General features: G+C 57.5%; 23 protein-coding genes. 22 read left to right on the top strand and 1 reads right to left on the bottom strand.

Translation table 11 applies throughout. From position 1 onward, the window contains the following. Positions 1-37: 37 nt before the first annotated feature. Positions 38-205, bottom strand: coding sequence for a hypothetical protein (locus OKC27_RS11420; RefSeq protein WP_270806253.1), 168 nt, complete (start codon positions 203-205; stop codon positions 38-40). A 92-nt stretch (positions 206-297) separates the two neighbouring features. On the opposite strand from OKC27_RS11420, the gene OKC27_RS11415 reads away from it, so the two are divergent. The 22 genes from OKC27_RS11415 to OKC27_RS11310 all read left to right on the top strand — a co-directional run bounded on the left by OKC27_RS11415 (position 298) and on the right by OKC27_RS11310 (position 14,644). Continuing rightward, positions 298-939 (top strand): helix-turn-helix domain-containing protein, encoded by a 642-nt coding sequence (locus tag OKC27_RS11415; protein ID WP_162516169.1) that lies wholly within the window; start codon positions 298-300, stop codon positions 937-939. A gap of 220 nt (positions 940-1,159) precedes the next feature. Next, positions 1,160-1,657 (top strand): helix-turn-helix transcriptional regulator, encoded by a 498-nt coding sequence (locus OKC27_RS11410; protein WP_240037411.1) that lies wholly within the window; start codon positions 1,160-1,162, stop codon positions 1,655-1,657. Then, positions 1,657-1,986: a helix-turn-helix domain-containing protein gene (locus OKC27_RS11405; RefSeq protein ID WP_270806252.1), complete on the top strand. Its 330-nt coding sequence runs from the start codon at positions 1,657-1,659 to the stop codon at positions 1,984-1,986. Before OKC27_RS11410 ends, OKC27_RS11405 begins: the two co-directional genes overlap by 1 nt. 228 nt (positions 1,987-2,214) lie before the next feature. Then, a complete protein-coding gene (locus tag OKC27_RS11400; RefSeq protein ID WP_270806251.1) occupies positions 2,215-2,460 on the top strand; it encodes a hypothetical protein in 246 nt (81 codons plus the stop codon). Between the two features lie 315 nt (positions 2,461-2,775). Continuing rightward, positions 2,776-3,132, top strand: a complete 357-nt coding sequence (locus OKC27_RS11395) for a hypothetical protein (protein WP_047234851.1) — start codon at positions 2,776-2,778, stop codon at positions 3,130-3,132. 326 nt (positions 3,133-3,458) lie between these two features. Continuing rightward, positions 3,459-4,145: a KilA-N domain-containing protein gene (locus OKC27_RS11390; RefSeq protein WP_182939510.1), complete on the top strand. Its 687-nt coding sequence runs from the start codon at positions 3,459-3,461 to the stop codon at positions 4,143-4,145. 74 nt (positions 4,146-4,219) lie between these two features. Next, positions 4,220-4,411 carry a PA3496 family putative envelope integrity protein gene (locus OKC27_RS11385; RefSeq protein ID WP_139731030.1) on the top strand — a complete coding sequence of 64 codons (192 nt, stop codon included), beginning with the start codon at positions 4,220-4,222 and terminating at the stop codon, positions 4,409-4,411. Between the two features lie 2 nt (positions 4,412-4,413). After that, positions 4,414-4,779 (top strand): hypothetical protein, encoded by a 366-nt coding sequence (locus OKC27_RS11380; RefSeq protein WP_182939509.1) that lies wholly within the window; start codon positions 4,414-4,416, stop codon positions 4,777-4,779. After that, positions 4,776-5,171 (top strand): hypothetical protein, encoded by a 396-nt coding sequence (locus OKC27_RS11375; RefSeq protein ID WP_182939508.1) that lies wholly within the window; start codon positions 4,776-4,778, stop codon positions 5,169-5,171. Before OKC27_RS11380 ends, OKC27_RS11375 begins: the two co-directional genes overlap by 4 nt. Next, positions 5,168-6,010, top strand: coding sequence for a PD-(D/E)XK nuclease-like domain-containing protein (locus OKC27_RS11370; RefSeq protein WP_182939507.1), 843 nt, complete (start codon positions 5,168-5,170; stop codon positions 6,008-6,010). Before OKC27_RS11375 ends, OKC27_RS11370 begins: the two co-directional genes overlap by 4 nt. Beyond that, on the top strand, positions 6,007-6,993 hold the full coding sequence (gene bet / locus OKC27_RS11365; RefSeq protein WP_197970794.1) for a phage recombination protein Bet: 987 nt from the start codon (positions 6,007-6,009) through the stop codon (positions 6,991-6,993). Before OKC27_RS11370 ends, bet begins: the two co-directional genes overlap by 4 nt. A 72-nt stretch (positions 6,994-7,065) precedes the next feature. Continuing rightward, the gene (locus tag OKC27_RS11360; RefSeq protein ID WP_182939506.1) at positions 7,066-8,172 is read left to right on the top strand and encodes a hypothetical protein; all 1,107 of its coding nucleotides are present in this window, start codon (positions 7,066-7,068) and stop codon (positions 8,170-8,172) included. Positions 8,173-8,221: 49 nt separating this feature from the next. Further along, positions 8,222-9,439, top strand: coding sequence for a hypothetical protein (locus OKC27_RS11355; RefSeq protein ID WP_182939825.1), 1,218 nt, complete (start codon positions 8,222-8,224; stop codon positions 9,437-9,439). After that, positions 9,436-10,134, top strand: a complete 699-nt coding sequence (locus tag OKC27_RS11350) for a hypothetical protein (RefSeq protein WP_270806250.1) — start codon at positions 9,436-9,438, stop codon at positions 10,132-10,134. Before OKC27_RS11355 ends, OKC27_RS11350 begins: the two co-directional genes overlap by 4 nt. Then, positions 10,131-10,586, top strand: coding sequence for a hypothetical protein (locus tag OKC27_RS11345; RefSeq protein ID WP_270806249.1), 456 nt, complete (start codon positions 10,131-10,133; stop codon positions 10,584-10,586). The genes OKC27_RS11350 and OKC27_RS11345 overlap by 4 nt, the downstream gene beginning before the upstream one ends. Beyond that, complete coding sequence (locus tag OKC27_RS11340; RefSeq protein ID WP_182939503.1) at positions 10,579-11,157, top strand: phage N-6-adenine-methyltransferase; 579 nt, start codon at positions 10,579-10,581, stop codon at positions 11,155-11,157. The genes OKC27_RS11345 and OKC27_RS11340 overlap by 8 nt, the downstream gene beginning before the upstream one ends. A 58-nt stretch (positions 11,158-11,215) precedes the next feature. Next, a complete protein-coding gene (locus tag OKC27_RS11335) occupies positions 11,216-11,392 on the top strand; it encodes a hypothetical protein (protein WP_164537295.1) in 177 nt (58 codons plus the stop codon). A 22-nt stretch (positions 11,393-11,414) separates the two neighbouring features. Beyond that, entirely contained in the window at positions 11,415-12,326 is a 912-nt protein-coding gene (rdgC, locus tag OKC27_RS11330; protein WP_182939502.1) for a recombination-associated protein RdgC, read from the top strand. Continuing rightward, positions 12,323-12,529 carry a hypothetical protein gene (locus tag OKC27_RS11325; protein WP_182939501.1) on the top strand — a complete coding sequence of 69 codons (207 nt, stop codon included), beginning with the start codon at positions 12,323-12,325 and terminating at the stop codon, positions 12,527-12,529. Before rdgC ends, OKC27_RS11325 begins: the two co-directional genes overlap by 4 nt. Before the next feature lie 12 nt (positions 12,530-12,541). Next, a complete protein-coding gene (locus tag OKC27_RS11320) occupies positions 12,542-12,784 on the top strand; it encodes a hypothetical protein (protein ID WP_182939500.1) in 243 nt (80 codons plus the stop codon). Positions 12,785-12,840: 56 nt separating this feature from the next. After that, on the top strand, positions 12,841-13,248 hold the full coding sequence (locus OKC27_RS11315; RefSeq protein WP_182939499.1) for a hypothetical protein: 408 nt from the start codon (positions 12,841-12,843) through the stop codon (positions 13,246-13,248). Between the two features lie 142 nt (positions 13,249-13,390). Beyond that, positions 13,391-14,644, top strand: a complete 1,254-nt coding sequence (locus OKC27_RS11310) for a site-specific integrase (RefSeq protein ID WP_182939498.1) — start codon at positions 13,391-13,393, stop codon at positions 14,642-14,644. The last annotated feature ends 59 nt before the right edge of the window (positions 14,645-14,703 follow it).

Below are 14,703 nucleotides of genomic sequence, written 5' to 3'. Positions count from 1 at the left end.
AGAAGCGTACCAGAACCGGCAGTTGGCCTCTTCTCTCCTATGCACCATGGGTGTTGCAGTTATTATCTGAATTCGCGGCAGCTTTCGGGGACACGATTCCTCCGTTCTTTTTTCTCCAGTCATTGAAACAAACTCGGTTGTAACCGATGGCGTTGGCGGCCTTTGCCGCACTGCCAAAAAACTTGATGGGCTCGTCGATGTGCATGGTTGGTCCTCTTGTGTGTACCAGCCAATATTAGTAAGAACAAACTAACCGGTCAACATAAAACAAACCTTACACCGGGCGAGGCATAATGGATGATGTTTGTTGAATCTAACGATATGGTGAAATCAATGTCTTCCTTTAACGAAAGACTCCAGCAGCTAATGGATGAGCGAGGTTTGACCGCTGCAGATCTGGCGCGGAAAACTGGCCTATCCAAGCCAACGCTGAGCGCCATCATCCACGGCAACACCAGTGACCCCAGAATTAGCAGCGTCCTTAGCATCTCCAGGATCCTTGGTTGCGACCCTATATGGCTATTTGTCGGCAAGAGTAGTGCTGAGTACGCATCAAGTACGGCCGTATCAAAGGTGCCGATCTGGGAGATGATGGATATGGTTGGTCAGCCGATAGATGCTATCCCGCTGATTGACACCGGAAAGCACTTGGTTGTAGAGGATGGCGGGCACCTGTGTGCTGTGGTTGCTGAAAACGATGATCTGGTTGGTAGCGGCATTCACAAGGGAGATGTGATCGTCATTGATATGAGCTTGCAGCAGCTAAAGCTGGAGAATGGCGATGTGGCACTGGTTAAACACGGAGACAAGATCCTGTTGTTGAGAGCCAAAAATGCGATCGATGGTATGAACCTAGTTGTCGATGATCCCCACTTCGGTTATCTCAAATCCAGCGAAGCCACGATTCTAGGGAAGATGGTAGAGCTGCGCCGCTCCTGACTGTTTAGCCCCCCCCCACAAACCCGCCCATCGGCGGGTTTTTTCTTACCAAAAAACTAGCGGCGTGAGCGGCATTCGCACACAAAGTTAAAAAAAACTCACCAAGGCATTGCATTGTTAGTTATTACTTCCTATTATGCGTTCAGTGAGCTTTGCCTAACAAAATCTTCCCGTGTAGTCTCGAACATTCGGACCGACAGGAAGCGAGAAAGGACTACCAATGAAATCTTTTAGAGAACGATTGACATACATGCTCAATGAGCGCGGATGGAACCAAGCCGATCTAGTGCGCAAGTCGGGTGTGAGCAAAGCGGTGATATCAGTTCTGCTGTCTGACCCGTCAAAGGGATTGCGAGCAGACAGCTTGTACGCAATCGCAGAAGCTCTTCGTTGCGATCCGACCTGGCTTTACCTTGGCATGAGCAGCTCTGAATGGATCGAGCAAATGCAACTGCTTGATGCGGCCGAAGCGGCAGCCAAGGCGGCGGCACAGTCCGAGGTTAAGCGATTCGGCCAACGCCTCGACCAGCGATTGCAGGAACTGGGCATGAGCATGTCTGAATTAGCTCGACGTGCAGACCTCTCTAAGAGCGTGATCAGCAACACCATTAATAACCCAGATCGCGAGATGCAAGTGTCGTCCTTGATCTCCATTGCCAAGGTTCTGAAGGTTGACCCGATGTGGTTGTACTCGGGCGGTGACGAGGATAAGCGCTAATGAAAACGATAGGCCAGAGAATTCAAGAAAGGCTGGACACTCTCAACCTTGGGCAGGTCGATCTGGCGCGCAAGTCAGGTGTGAGCAAGCCGGTGATCAGCAGAGTGATAAATAACCCTGAGCGAGACCTAAGAGCGACAAGCCTTTTTGCTATCGCCACCGCCCTACAGGTCGATCCGGTCTGGCTTTTCACCGGGCTGACTGGCGACGAGTGGAAAGCCAAGCATGGGGTTAGCGAAGAGAAAGCCTCACGGCTAAAGCAGAAACAGCGCAAGACACTGCAGCGACTTAATCGCAGCAAGTTTTACCCGCGCACATCTTTTAACTGAATTCAGTACCACCCGGCAATCAGGAACCAGCCCCTAACCAGGGCAGAAGTGAAAAGCGCCTGACCAGCGCGTAAGAACGACAAAGCCCGCACAGGGCGGGCTTTGAAGGACCAGGGTACCACCCCCAGTCAGAGAAAGCCGGGGGACCAACCCCGGCAATCAGGACCCCAACCAGTTGACCCGGTGGGTATTAGCGAGGACCAACTCGCCAACAGGAGTAAATGTACCATGACCAAGAACATTTTTTCCAGAGCCGCGCATCGCGCAGACCAGATCCTCTTCGCCATCGCTGACAAGCTCAATGGCAACGAAGCCCGCCGCCGCGCCATCCGTCAGCGCCTTCATGTGGCAATGCTGGCCTCAGAGCAGCACCGCATTGTGGCAGCCCGCGCAGCCCAGCGCCGCACCACAGGCTTCACCAAGCACAGCGCCCTCCTCCACTGGCGCATGCAGTTTCACCGCTCCGCAGTTTGATAACAGGGTCGAGCCCTCCCACGCATAGGGCTCAAGCCAAGACGCATTTAATAGACACCGCGAGTGTGTCTTGGCTTCTTGCAGCCTGAATTCAGGATTGCACCGCTCTTTAACAATCCGGATTGGGCAGTCACCGCTCGCAATCTGCTGGCCCGGCAGATCGCCATTAACCCGTCAAACCGGAACATGGCGCTGGAAGGTGACAGCTAGCCACTGGCAACAGTGGCCAGCCTGGAGCCTCTTGTATCAGGGGGTTGCAGGCTGACAGCGGAGCCAAACAGATTCATAATGCCCAGTCCAAAACAAGGAGGGTGCATGAATCGAACTAGGGCTTTGCTTGGCGCAGTATCGCTGCTCATATCTGGCATTTCTTCGGCAGATGAATGGGCATCAATGGCAATCACGCCGGGGGTTGGCAGGCTTGAGGTGGTCAGCAACTACCTCATTTTCTCATCGAGCACTAACTATGACGTTGAGATACCGCCAAAGATACCTGATGGCAGTCGAATCCAGATCCGCTACAAGAAGGACGGAAGCTGGATTGATGGTAGTTTCTTCGTTGCCGGGATCAGTGCTAGGGGGGATTTGTGCTGGCTGCACAGTGAGCTGCCATCACAGTACAGTAAGTCTCCAAGCGACACGATCTACGTGAAGCCGTGCCGGTATAAATAATGGCGCTCACGCGCCACCAGACCAAGCCCAGCAACAGCTGGGCTTTTTCATGGATTGACAACCATGCCAATGTTTCTAGATACTATAAAAGCAACGGCAAAATCCGTTGCCGGGATTGGCGTCCCGAAACGAATCGAAGCGCACAACACGCGCCTGCGTGTTTTTTTATGTGCGGCCCAGTAGTACCTGTCAGTTATGGCGGGCTGGGCGGGGGCCCTTCGGGGCGCCGGTTTCCTTTGGTTCGCCGGTACGCCAACCTCGCTCAGTTCGCCACCAGTTGCTTGGCGTCAATGGTGGCGATTCACTTTGAACCAAGGAATCTGACCATGAACACCCAACTCACCATTGCTAATCACTCCATTACCATCGCAGCTGATGGTATGTACAACCTCAACGACCTGCACAAAGCAGCCATCGCCCAAGGCAAGGCCACTGCATCGCACAAACCCAGCGAGTTCAAACGCTTCAATGGCGCCTATATTGCGGCGGTAGAAGCCAAAGCGGGATTTCCCGCATTGAAAACCGTAAGGGGTGGTAACAAGCCAGGAACATGGGCTGTTGAGCTGGTCGCCATGAAATATGCAGGCTGGATTGAGCCCGCTTTCGAGGTTGATGTTTACGCCGCGACCCAAGCCATTCGCCGCAGCGAAAGCGAAGCGCTGCACCGCCAGCTTGCCGAGCTGACTGATAACGACATCCCCTTCCCGCCCGTTGCCAGTGAGCTGCACAAGTGTGACGCCCAGCAATTGGCCAAAGCCCTCTGCCACAAGATTGGCACCACCCGTTACATGCTCAGCATCGAGCCAGACAGCGGCAGCATGAGCGGCCGCCACGGCGGGGATAGCCTCACCCTCTGGCCGGTTGCCGACTGCGCCCACGTCATTGACCCAACCGACCCGCGCGACATGCAGCGCATGCTCGACCTGATGAGCAATGACGACCTGACCGACTTGATGAAGCTGACCCTGGCTTCCGTCACCCGGCGCACCAAATCGCTGATGCAGCCACGCTAACCAGCGCCAGTTTCAACCAACAACCCCAGCCATCGCGCTGGGGTTTTTGTTTTAACCACCCAAGGACCCCGACCATGAAAAATCTGACCGAAGCCCAGGTGATGGGCTTTCGCGGCTCCATGCCGCCCCGCACTGAACACCGCTACAGCGTGAGCGTCGAACCCAGCGCAGCAGAACGCCGCAGCGCCCACGAACGCACCGCCACCCGCCGCGCCATCGAGGAGTATCACGAGAAGCGCGCCCTGCAGCGTGAATTGGAGTTATAGCCATGACCAGAGAATCAGCTCTGCTGGCTCTGCTCGAAAGCCGCGAAGCCGAGGCAAACGCCAAAGCTGAGTGGATCGCCGAGTGGGTAGCCACCAACCGACCACTACTGATGGCAGGCATGCTGAGCACCGACCCGGCCACCCTGCTTTGTGAGCTCAACCCCGATCAGCACCGCCAGTACAACCACGCCATCCGGTTGCTGATGAACGATGGCGACCCATCCCATCTGGTGCAGTTCGTCCAGCAGGTGGTGGATGCCGGCCTTTCCGACCTTGCCCATGACGCATGGAGCAACCACCTCGCCGAGCTGCAAACAGCCATGAGCGAGGAGCAGTGGGAGCAATACCAGCACAGGAGCGCAGCATGAAAACCACAGAAGCTGGCATTTTAACGCTGGTGCGAGATCACGCCTTCTGGGCCGATGAGGTTCGCAGGCTAAAGACGCTGGGTTCTGAGGCGTATTCTCGGTGCGAAAGCGTTGATACAGCTGGAGAGGGAAGTAACTTTCACTCCTTTGGCACCCCATGCCTAGAGACGGTTGTGAATGAATACCGGTCACTAAAGCAAGACCCTTACGAATGCATTGAATTCGAAGAGTTCTATCTGGCGTGCGTCGATAACGACGAGGTTTGCTGCTGGTGTCAGAAAGTGCGCGAGTACAAATCACAGCGAGTCAAGGCAAGCGTGCGGCTTGGTCAAATACGAAGCGCCATCACTCGCATAGGCCGCCGATTGGCAACAGAAGGGGGTGCCACATGAACGCCGCCGTTGATACCAGCCTGGCCCTGCCGCAAGGGCTGGTGCTGGGCCTCTCCAACGAGGAGTACCACTCCGGCCCTGGCATCAGCAAATCCCAGCTCGACGACATCGCCGAGAGCCCGGCCACCTACATCTGGCGCAAAAGCGCACCGGTCGATGAGGAAAAGCTCAAGGCGCTGGATATGGGCACCGCCCTGCACTGCCTGCTGCTGGAGCCGGAAGAGTTCAAGGATCGCTTCATCATCGCGCCGAAGTTCAACCGGCAAACCAAGATTGGCAAGGAGGGTGAGGCCGAGTTTCTGGCCAACTGCGCCGAACTGGGAAAGACAGTTCTCTCGTTCGAGGATGACCGCAAGCTGCGGCTGATGCGCGAAAGCGTGTTCGCCCACCCTGACGCCCGCTGGCTGTTGGAGCAGGACGGAATCTGTGAGGGGTCGCTCTACTGGACTGACCGCGAGACCGAGGAACTATGCCGCTGCCGGCCAGACAGGATGCTGACCGGCCACCCCATTCTGGCCGACGTGAAGAAGGTGGACGACATGAGTCGCTTACGGCGCCACGTCGAAGAGTTCCGCTACCACGTTCAGGACGCCATGTACTCCGATGGCTATCGGGAGATCTACGGCGAGATCCCGGACTTCATCTTTATCGCGGTCAGCTCATCCATTGAGTGCGGCCGCTATCCAGTGCGGGTTCGCCCGCTGGAGCAGGAGTGGAAAGAGGAAGGCAAAGACCTCTACCGCCGCGACCTGCGCAAATTCCACGAGTGCCGCGTCAATAACGACTGGCACGACCTGATACCACTTACCCGCCCGGCATGGGCAAGGAGAGCAGCGTGAGCAACATCGCAATCATCAAGCAGCAGGCGGCGGAGAATTTCGCCGCCGAGTTCCCCATCTTGGCCCAGCGCGGTATCGATGAGCCAACCTGGAACGCCCTGTGTAACACCATCTACCCAGGCGCTAACCCTGACTCTGTGGTGATGGCGATTGACTACTGCAAGGCGCGCGGGCTGGACATCCTGCTCAAGCCGGTACATTTGGTGCCCATGCAGGTCACTGACGCTCGCACCAAGGATAAGGTGTGGCGCGATGTACCAATGCCCGGTATCGGCATGTACCGCATTCAAGCAGACCGCTCCGGCAACTACGCCGGTGCTGATGAGCCTGTGTTTGGCCCTGATGTGACCGAGGAGTTCCAAGACCCCTACAACCAGCAAAACAAGATCAAGGTCACCTACCCGCAGTGGTGCAAATACACCGTCTACAAGATGATTGACGGCCAGCGGGTGGCCTTCCATGCCCTTGAGCGCTGGAAGGAGAACTACGCCACCCAGAGCGGCAAGACTGAGTGCCCCAACGCCATGTGGCGCAAGCGCCCATATGCCCAGCTGGCCAAGTGTACCGAGGCGCAAGCGCTGCGTAAGGCATGGCCTGAGATCGGCAGCGAGCCCACAGCCGAAGAGATGGAAGGCAAGGAGATCATCATCAACGAGATCCCGGGCGCCCAAGTGCAGCAACAGAAAGCACCAAACCGCACGCTTGCCGCCATGAAAGGCAGCATGGATCAACCGGTGACGCTCGAAGCTGAGCCGCAGCAACATGTTGAACCGCACATCGAAACGGTCGAGCAGGTTGACCACGCCAGCGCCTACGCTGACCACAGCGCCGCCATCGAGGGCGCATCCTCCGGCGAGGAGTGGCAAAGAGCCTACACCGCCGCGTGGGAGTGGGCCAACGGCACCGGCGACCCGCAGATAGTCAAAGGCATCAAGCAGGTCGCTGGCGAGCGCAAGCGCCAACTCGACCAGCAGCAAGCGTAACCAACCACTTTAACCAGTCCAGCCCGCCAACCAGCGGGCTTTTTTATGGATCACCGCCACAAGGACCCCGACATGACCGAACAAGCCAAGACCGACACCGCCCAAACTCAGCTGGTTGTCATCGAACCGACCACCGCCGTTGCCCTGTTTACCGAGGGCCAAGGGGTGACTGAGCTGTTGGCCGATATCCGCCAGAAGGCATCCAGCCTGGTGCCTGACGTGACCACCGCCAAAGGTCGCAAGGAGATCGCCAGCATCGCCTATGCCGTTGCCAAGACCAAAACCTATCTGGAAGGCTTCGGCAAGGAGCTGACCGACCAGTACAAGGAGATCCCCAAGCGCATTGACGCCAACCGCAAGGTGATCCGCGACACCCTCGACGCCCTGAAAGAGGAAGTGCGTGCCCCGCTCACCCAGTACGAAGCGGAAGAAGCAGCCCGCGTAGCCGTACTGCAAGAACGTATGCTGGCCTTCTCCATAGCCAAGCAGACCTCCGCCGAGCTGCCGAGCACCGAGTTGGAGCACTACCTGCAGCAGATTGAAGCGATCGCCATCGACGACAGCTGGGAAGAGATGACCGCCCAGGCAGGCGTAGCCAAGGATGCTGCCGTGCTCCACCTGCGCACCGCCATTGAGAAAGCCAAGGCGCGGGAAGCGCAAGCCGCCGAGCTGGAGCGTCTGCGCCAAGAGGCTGCCGCCCGCGATCAGGAAGATCGTGAGCGCCGCATCGCAGAGCAGGCTGCAGCAGCCGAAGCCCAGCGCCAAGAGCAGGCCCGCCTCGATGCCGAGCGCCGCGAACGCGAAGCGCGGGAACGTGAGCAACAGGCTATCCGCGACGCAGAAGCCGCAGAGCTGGCCCGCCAGCAGGCAGAAGCCCGCCGTATTGCCGAAGCGGAGCAGGCAGAACAGCGCCGCCTGCAGGCTGCTGCCCAAGCAAAGATGGAAGCAGAGCTTGCAGCGAAGGCCGCCGCCGAGCAGGAGCGCCAACGCATCGCCGACGAACAGCGCCTCAAGGATGAAGAGAACTCCCGCCGCCTGGCCGACCGTGAGCACCGCGGCCGGATCAACAGCTCCATCGTGATGGACTTGATGGGGCTGGGTCTCGCTGAGGATGTCGCCGTGAACATCGTCAAGCACATCGCCAGCAACAAGATCGACCACCTGAGCATCAACTACTGATCACCCGCCCCGCCGCCAACGGGGCTTTTGCACTCCCAGAGGACCAACCATGACCACGCTGAACCCCAGCGAGGCAACCAGCCTTGCCCTGAACACCCTCACAACCCAGATCCGAGCCATCATCCAGATGCCTGACGGCCCGGCCAAGGCCGCCATCGGCAGCTTTGAAACCCTGCTCACCGCCAACTTGACCATGATCAGCGAGGCTGCCAACGCCCATATCGACGAGTTCAACGGGCTCATCGACCAGCTGGAAGCCCGGGATGGTGAGCTGAATGAGCAGATCGCACTGGTCAGCCAGCTGCGCCAGCAGGTGGCAGAAGCCGAGCAGCGCATCGCAGCAGCGCGGCAAGAAGGCGCAGATGAGCTGGAAGCCAAGGCAGACGAACTCTACAAGGCGCAGCGCGCCCTGAATGAGATCGAAACCAAATTCAGTGCCCTGCAATTCACCTCACGCCAGACCGATCGCCAACTTGCCGACCTCAAGGCCATGGATCCGGCAGGCATGAAGCGCCGCATCAAGGAGAAAAACGACCTGCTGGAGCAACAGCGCACCGCGATCGCCAAGCACAAGAGCAATGAGGCTGCCTACCGCGCCGAGGTGCTGAAACTCGAGCGCCGCATCAAAGACCTGCTGGATGCCATCAACGAGCAGGATCGTGAGCTGGAAAGCCGCCACGGCGTCATCATGGAGCTCGAGAGCTGCCGTGATGCCAAGCTGGTCTGGTTCAAGCACCTGGCCAAGACCTATAAGGGCGAGGACGGCACGCTCTGGAATGTCTACTTGGTGGATCACGGCCTGCAGTCAAACCTCACCTACCTCATCAATGACCTCAACTGGAAGCTGCACGCCATGAAATCCGATGGCTCCGGCTGCTCGGTCATGTTGAGCCAGTGGATGAACCCCATCTATCCCACCCCGTTCGGTGCCGGCGCCCCTGATGCCATGACGCAGGATATTTTCAACTTCATGTTCGAAGCGCTGGCCCGGAGCCATCCGCACCTGCAGCCGCGAGCAGAATGGGCCAAGACGGTCAGCATTCACGAATGTGGCCTGCCGCCGCGCACCATCAAGCCGCTGGAGGATGCCGGGATCGACACCCTCTACAAGGTGATGAGCCACCAGGGCAACAAGCTGGACAAGGTGAAGGGGCTTGGCGAGAAGCTGGTTGGCCAGATCCTCTACGCCTGCGAGCTCAAGGTGAAGTTGTGGGAAGAGCAGTTCGCAGCCAGCCAGCAACCAGAACAGCACAAGGAGGCGGCATGACAGGCTTCTATCTGCGCGACACCAGAACCAATGTAGGCAGCACCTGCATGTTCTGGGCGCTTAATGGCAATGGCTACACCTCAAACTTGGACAAAGCCCACGTCTACACGCTGGAGGAGGCCCAGCGCCACTTCAATGGGCGCCACACCGATGTGCCGCTCAGCAAGGCGTTGGTCGATGAGCTCGCTACCGTGCGGGTTGACCACCAGTATCTGGATGACACCAAGGCCGGTCTGGCAACAGGCTGCGATCAGTATGTAATCCACTGCTGCTTCGGTGATTTCGCCGGTAACGATGTCTACTGGAAGGCCCAGAAGGGTTCGACAGTCTGCCTGTCAGATGCGCTAATCCTGACGGCAGAGGAGGTAAGGCATGCTCTGTGGAACGATGAGGTTGCCTTTTACCCGCTTGAGTACGTGAAGTCCATCAGTCGCCGCACATTCCAGGCGCGCAACGTCAACGAGCGCCGCATGATCACCGTTGCCGGGATCCGCAAGCCAAAGCGCCCACGCAAGCGGCAGACAACAGGCCGCACCCGCGGCAACTGCCCTGACTGCGGCAAGGTTACCTGTGGATTTAACCCATACGAGGCATACACCTGCGCCGAGGCGGCCAGAGAGAAGTATGGCGCCAGCCACATTGACGACTGCGAGGACGCGGCCAGATACAGCAAAGCCAGAAAGGAGGCTGCATGAGCCAGCAACTACCAGAGCTGCTGCATAGAATGCAGCATTCACTGAACACTCAGCATGGTCGATTCACTGCAGACCCGCTCTATTGCGTGTTCTCCAAGCGTGAGATTGTTGTTGATGCTGACTATGATCACGACCGCATTTTCTGGTGGCATCAGGAAAGGCACATCGAGGCCAGCGAAACAACTGAGCGGAGGCTTGAGCTCCTCCGGCGTGATGACCGCGAAACTGGCGACTGGGTAAAGCTGGCCGTCAAGGAGATCAGCCACTTCGAAACAGCCTGCTTCACAGAGCAGGGTTGCAAGGACTTCCTCGAGATCCAAGGACACAACCTGTGCAAGCCGCTCATCTATGCTACTAGCCTGTTTCGCAACAGGGAGATGATCGCCTTACGCGAAGCGTTGATGAATGGCCAACTGGCTGCTGTTGAGTGCAAGGGGGCTGCCAATGGCTGACTACCGCGGTTCCACCACCCCAGAAGCCACCCGCGACATGACCCAGACCCCGCTCTATCTGTTCAGAGCGCTGGATCTTGAGTTCAACTTCGCCCTCGATGCCGCCGCACTGCCGGAAACGGCGCTCTGCGAGAAGTACCTGACGCCTGACATCGACGCCCTGAGCGTGGACTGGGGCGACTTTATCAGCCCGTTTGTGCGATCGCCTTGGGCTTGGCTCAATCCGCCCTACTCCGATATCGGGCCATGGGTGGGAAAGGCCATCGAGCAGCAGGACCGCGGCATCGGCACCGTCATGCTGGTCCCGCAGGACACCAGCACAGAATGGTATCCAGGCGAGCGCGCCAGCGAGGTACGCCACATCACCGGCTACCACGACGAGAACGGCAAGTGGCGCAACGGTCGGGTGAGCTTCATCAACAAGGCAACCGGAGAAGAAATGAAGGGCAACCCCAAGGGCTCAATGCTCCTCATCTTCGCCCCCAACTGGCGCGGCGAGTGCCGGATACGCGATGTCAGCAAGCTCACCCTGCTGCTTGCCGGAGCCGAGCCCGTCAGCGCTGCAGCCTGATACCCCCAAACCATCCACCGCCAGCCACACAGAAACGGTGGATAAGTAGAGGAACCCCATGAAAGACACAGATAACCCCTACTGCGGCGCGGTAGTCATCGGGTTGGGCGTCGTCATGCCCCACCCCAAGCTGCGCGGCAAGTTTGTACTGCCTGGCGGGACCATCTGCAACCGGTCACAAGCCGAAGCAGCCGCCAAGAAACTCCACGACCTGCAGGCAAAAGCCCGCAACTAACCAACCAAAAGGACCCCAGACCATGTGGTTTAAAAACCTTCAAGTGTACCGCTTCACCCGCCCGTTCGAGTTGACCGCCGAACAGCTGGAAACTCAGCTCGAAGCTTGTGCCTTCACCCCCTGCGGCAGCCAGGATATGTCCCGCTTCGGCTGGACTCGACCTCTAGGCAAGTTCGGCAGCACCCTGACCCACTCCGCCAACGGCCAGATCCTCATCTGTGCTCGCAAGGAGGAGAAGATGTTGCCATCTACCGTCGTCAAAGAGCAGCTGGATGAGAAGGTTGAGGCGATCGAGTTCGAGCAGGGCCGCCCCCTCAAGAGGAAAGAGAAAGAGGTGCTGAAAGAGGAGCTGCTGCACACCCTGCTGCCCCGCGCATTCAGCCGCACCGCCAACACCTACGCGTGGATCAACCCGGCCGACGGCCTACTGATGGTCGATGCCCCCTCCGCCAAGAGGGCCGAGGACGTGCTGGCCCTGTTGCGCAAGTCCATCGGCAGCCTGCCGGCGGTGCCGGTGGCGCTCAAGAACCCGCCAGAAATCACCATGACCGAGTGGCTGCAAGAGGGAAACCTGCCTGCCTCCTTCACCCTGGAAGATGAATCCGAGCTGCGCAGCGCCATGGAACACGGCGGGATCGCCCGCTTCAAGCAGCAGGATCTGATGACCGACGAGGTAAAAAACCACCTCGCCAACGACAAGCTGGTCACCAAGCTGGCCCTCTGCTGGGGTGAGAGCATCAGCTTTGTGCTGGGCGATGACCTCTCCATCAAGCGCCTCAAGTTCAGCGAGGAGCTGCGCGAGCAGAATGACGACATCACCAGCGAGGATCCAGCAGCCCGCATGGACGCCGACTTTGCACTGGTGACCGGCGAGCTGTCCCAGTTTATCCCGGCGCTGCTTGCCGCCTTGGGTGGCGAGGAGGCCCCGCTATGACCAGCTTCTACAAGACAACTGACGCCAAAGTGCTGGCCGCCCACGCCGCCTTTGAGGCTGCAAAGAGCGCTCTGATTGAGAAGGCCAACATTCTGGGCAAGGAGTTTGATGGCAAGCCGAAGTTCAGCAGTGATGTGCATCAGTTCAAGTGCGATCTCGGGGTGGTTACAATCGAACCAAAGCAGCAACCGCTGCAAAGCTGAGGGGTAGGCTGAATGTCAAAAGTAAGTTTCAGTATGAACGGCTGGCGCAGAAACCTAAGTGAAGAGGTTCGCTCGCTCAGGGATACGGCCAAGCAACTACTTAATAATGAAGAGTTAGACCGAGACGAGCTCAGGCGCGTAGTTGATGAAATCATTTGCATGAGCAACTCAGTCAACTGCGTCAGCATAGAAGGCGAAGAATTGTTCTCAGACATGTCGGATGTCTGCGTGCCAATCCTTGATGAAGAGGATTAACGGCCCTTCCTTCAATCCAATTGGCGCCCCATCCTCAAGGACAGGAGGGCCACGCCATGCAACAGCTACAACTCATCGACCAGAGCAGCCAACTGCTGGACGATCTGGTTAATACCGTACTCTCCCCCACCCTTTCCCAGTCGGCCAAGCTCGCCGAGATCGGCCGCATCCTGGCTCACTTCGATCTGCCTATCGAAACGCCCAGGGTAACCGGCCAGCTCTGGAGCGCAACCGATCTGGGTAAGGAGCTGGGGGTGAGTGCGCAAGCCATCGGCAGGCTGGCCAACCGACACAGCCTGAAAACCACCGAACTGGGGGAATACCGCCTTGACCAGGCTGCCAACTCCCGCAAGCAAGTTCAAACCTTTTACTACAACCAGCTCGGGCGTCACCGGCTCGAGTCTCTTTTAATCGCGAGGACCACATGCAAGGAAATTACATCTACCCGTGCGCAAGATGGGTGAAACCACGCCTTTTTGAGGCCCTGACAGGGATGACCGAGAAGGCTGCAGAGGGGCGCCGCCTGAAGGGTGAGTGGCCAGAAGGAATAATCTGGAAATATGGCCCTGATGGTCAGGTTCGTTACAGCGTCGAGGAGTACGACAAATGGGTAGAGTCAGCGCAATAGATAACCAAGCCTCTCTGGTTGCCGGGCTGACTGGTGTTGAAGTGCATGGCAGCAAGCTACGGATCTGTTTCAGCTATAAGGGGCGCCGGTGCAGAGAGGTATTGGACATCCCCATCACTAAGGCAAACGTCAAATTCGCAGCGAACAAACTAGCGGCGATAAAGCACGAGATTGCCCTTGGCAGCTTTGACTATGCAAAGCACTTCCCCAACTCGAAGGTACTTGCCCGCCTTGGCATGCGCACAACAACCCGGATGACGCTTGCTGAGGCCGCTGCCGCGTTCGTTGAGAGTGCAGGCCCAACTGTTGGTTTATCGACAAAGCGCTCATATCGCAGCGCGTTCAAAAGAATGACCGAGTTTCTCGGCAGCGATATGCCAATAGCTGATTTGCTGCCCATGCACATTGAAAGACTGCGTAACCACTTGCTCACTGACTGCAAGCCAAGAACGGTAAGAACCTATCTTGCCCATGCAGGGAACCTGCTTGGCTGGGCAGCGCGGAATGAACTGGTAGAGCGAGAGTTTGACGTGCGCGTTGCAGCTGCTCGGCTGAACACCGAAAAGAGCGCGGATCCTTTCGAGCATTGGGAGTTCCAAAGGCTGATCGAGGTTACAACCAACAAACAGTTCAAGAACATGCTACTGACCCTCGCCTACACAGGGATCCGCCCGGGTGAGCTGAGAGCTCTCAGTTGGGGTGATATTGATTTCGAGAATCGGGTTATGCATGTGCAGAGAAACCTGACTCAGCAAAAAATGCAGTTCAAGCTGCCGAAGACAAACCGAACAAGAACCGTTCACCTTATGCCGCCAGCCCTGAATGCTCTGCAGGATCAATTCAAGATAACTGGGGCACTTTTGGACGCAGAGATTGACATGCACCTACCAGGTGGCATGATCGTGCGCCAAACATTGCGCCCTGTCTTCCGACCAACCAAAGTTGTGCCGGATAGGCCACCTTTTTACTCTGGTGTTTTCATGGTGTCCCCATGGAGAGCTGCAATCAATAAATCTGGGGTTCGTTATCGCCGGGCCTATCAACTTAGGCATACTTATGCCAGTTGGAACATCACCGCTCACGGAAACCTTGCGTTCATAGCTGAACAGATGGGTCACAACTCTGCAAGAATGTTGCAAGAGGTCTATGGAAAATGGATCGAATCGGCCAGCCGAAGTGAAGTCGATTCTATCTGGAGTTCGATGCAAAAAAATGGGCATTTGCCCCAATAGCGCCCCAGCATTTTCAACCAGTGCAGCAATGCGCTGATAATTAAGGAATTTTTTTACAC

This window comes from Aeromonas sp. QDB62 (assembly GCF_027705695.1).
GTDB classification, from domain to species: domain Bacteria; phylum Pseudomonadota; class Gammaproteobacteria; order Enterobacterales; family Aeromonadaceae; genus Aeromonas; species Aeromonas allosaccharophila.
Note: the sequence above shows the minus strand (reverse complement) of the source record. Positions and strands in the feature narration are given on the sequence as shown.

Coding starts and splice junctions, on each gene's coding strand:
- OKC27_RS11335 (WP_164537295.1), top strand. CDS start 11,216: ATGAAAGACACAGATAACCCCTACTGCGGCGCGGTAGTCATCGGGTTG.
- OKC27_RS11395 (WP_047234851.1), top strand. CDS start 2,776: ATGAATCGAACTAGGGCTTTGCTTGGCGCAGTATCGCTGCTCATATCT.
- OKC27_RS11415 (WP_162516169.1), top strand. CDS start 298: ATGATGTTTGTTGAATCTAACGATATGGTGAAATCAATGTCTTCCTTT.
- OKC27_RS11375 (WP_182939508.1), top strand. CDS start 4,776: ATGAAAACCACAGAAGCTGGCATTTTAACGCTGGTGCGAGATCACGCC.
- OKC27_RS11350 (WP_270806250.1), top strand. CDS start 9,436: ATGACAGGCTTCTATCTGCGCGACACCAGAACCAATGTAGGCAGCACC.
- rdgC (WP_182939502.1), top strand. CDS start 11,415: ATGTGGTTTAAAAACCTTCAAGTGTACCGCTTCACCCGCCCGTTCGAG.
- OKC27_RS11420 (WP_270806253.1), bottom strand. CDS start 205: ATGCACATCGACGAGCCCATCAAGTTTTTTGGCAGTGCGGCAAAGGCC.
- OKC27_RS11360 (WP_182939506.1), top strand. CDS start 7,066: ATGACCGAACAAGCCAAGACCGACACCGCCCAAACTCAGCTGGTTGTC.
- OKC27_RS11410 (WP_240037411.1), top strand. CDS start 1,160: ATGAAATCTTTTAGAGAACGATTGACATACATGCTCAATGAGCGCGGA.
- OKC27_RS11340 (WP_182939503.1), top strand. CDS start 10,579: ATGGCTGACTACCGCGGTTCCACCACCCCAGAAGCCACCCGCGACATG.
- OKC27_RS11390 (WP_182939510.1), top strand. CDS start 3,459: ATGAACACCCAACTCACCATTGCTAATCACTCCATTACCATCGCAGCT.
- OKC27_RS11325 (WP_182939501.1), top strand. CDS start 12,323: ATGACCAGCTTCTACAAGACAACTGACGCCAAAGTGCTGGCCGCCCAC.
- OKC27_RS11345 (WP_270806249.1), top strand. CDS start 10,131: ATGAGCCAGCAACTACCAGAGCTGCTGCATAGAATGCAGCATTCACTG.
- OKC27_RS11385 (WP_139731030.1), top strand. CDS start 4,220: ATGAAAAATCTGACCGAAGCCCAGGTGATGGGCTTTCGCGGCTCCATG.
- OKC27_RS11400 (WP_270806251.1), top strand. CDS start 2,215: ATGACCAAGAACATTTTTTCCAGAGCCGCGCATCGCGCAGACCAGATC.
- OKC27_RS11310 (WP_182939498.1), top strand. CDS start 13,391: ATGGGTAGAGTCAGCGCAATAGATAACCAAGCCTCTCTGGTTGCCGGG.
- OKC27_RS11370 (WP_182939507.1), top strand. CDS start 5,168: ATGAACGCCGCCGTTGATACCAGCCTGGCCCTGCCGCAAGGGCTGGTG.
- OKC27_RS11355 (WP_182939825.1), top strand. CDS start 8,222: ATGACCACGCTGAACCCCAGCGAGGCAACCAGCCTTGCCCTGAACACC.
- OKC27_RS11405 (WP_270806252.1), top strand. CDS start 1,657: ATGAAAACGATAGGCCAGAGAATTCAAGAAAGGCTGGACACTCTCAAC.
- OKC27_RS11315 (WP_182939499.1), top strand. CDS start 12,841: ATGCAACAGCTACAACTCATCGACCAGAGCAGCCAACTGCTGGACGAT.
- OKC27_RS11380 (WP_182939509.1), top strand. CDS start 4,414: ATGACCAGAGAATCAGCTCTGCTGGCTCTGCTCGAAAGCCGCGAAGCC.
- OKC27_RS11320 (WP_182939500.1), top strand. CDS start 12,542: ATGTCAAAAGTAAGTTTCAGTATGAACGGCTGGCGCAGAAACCTAAGT.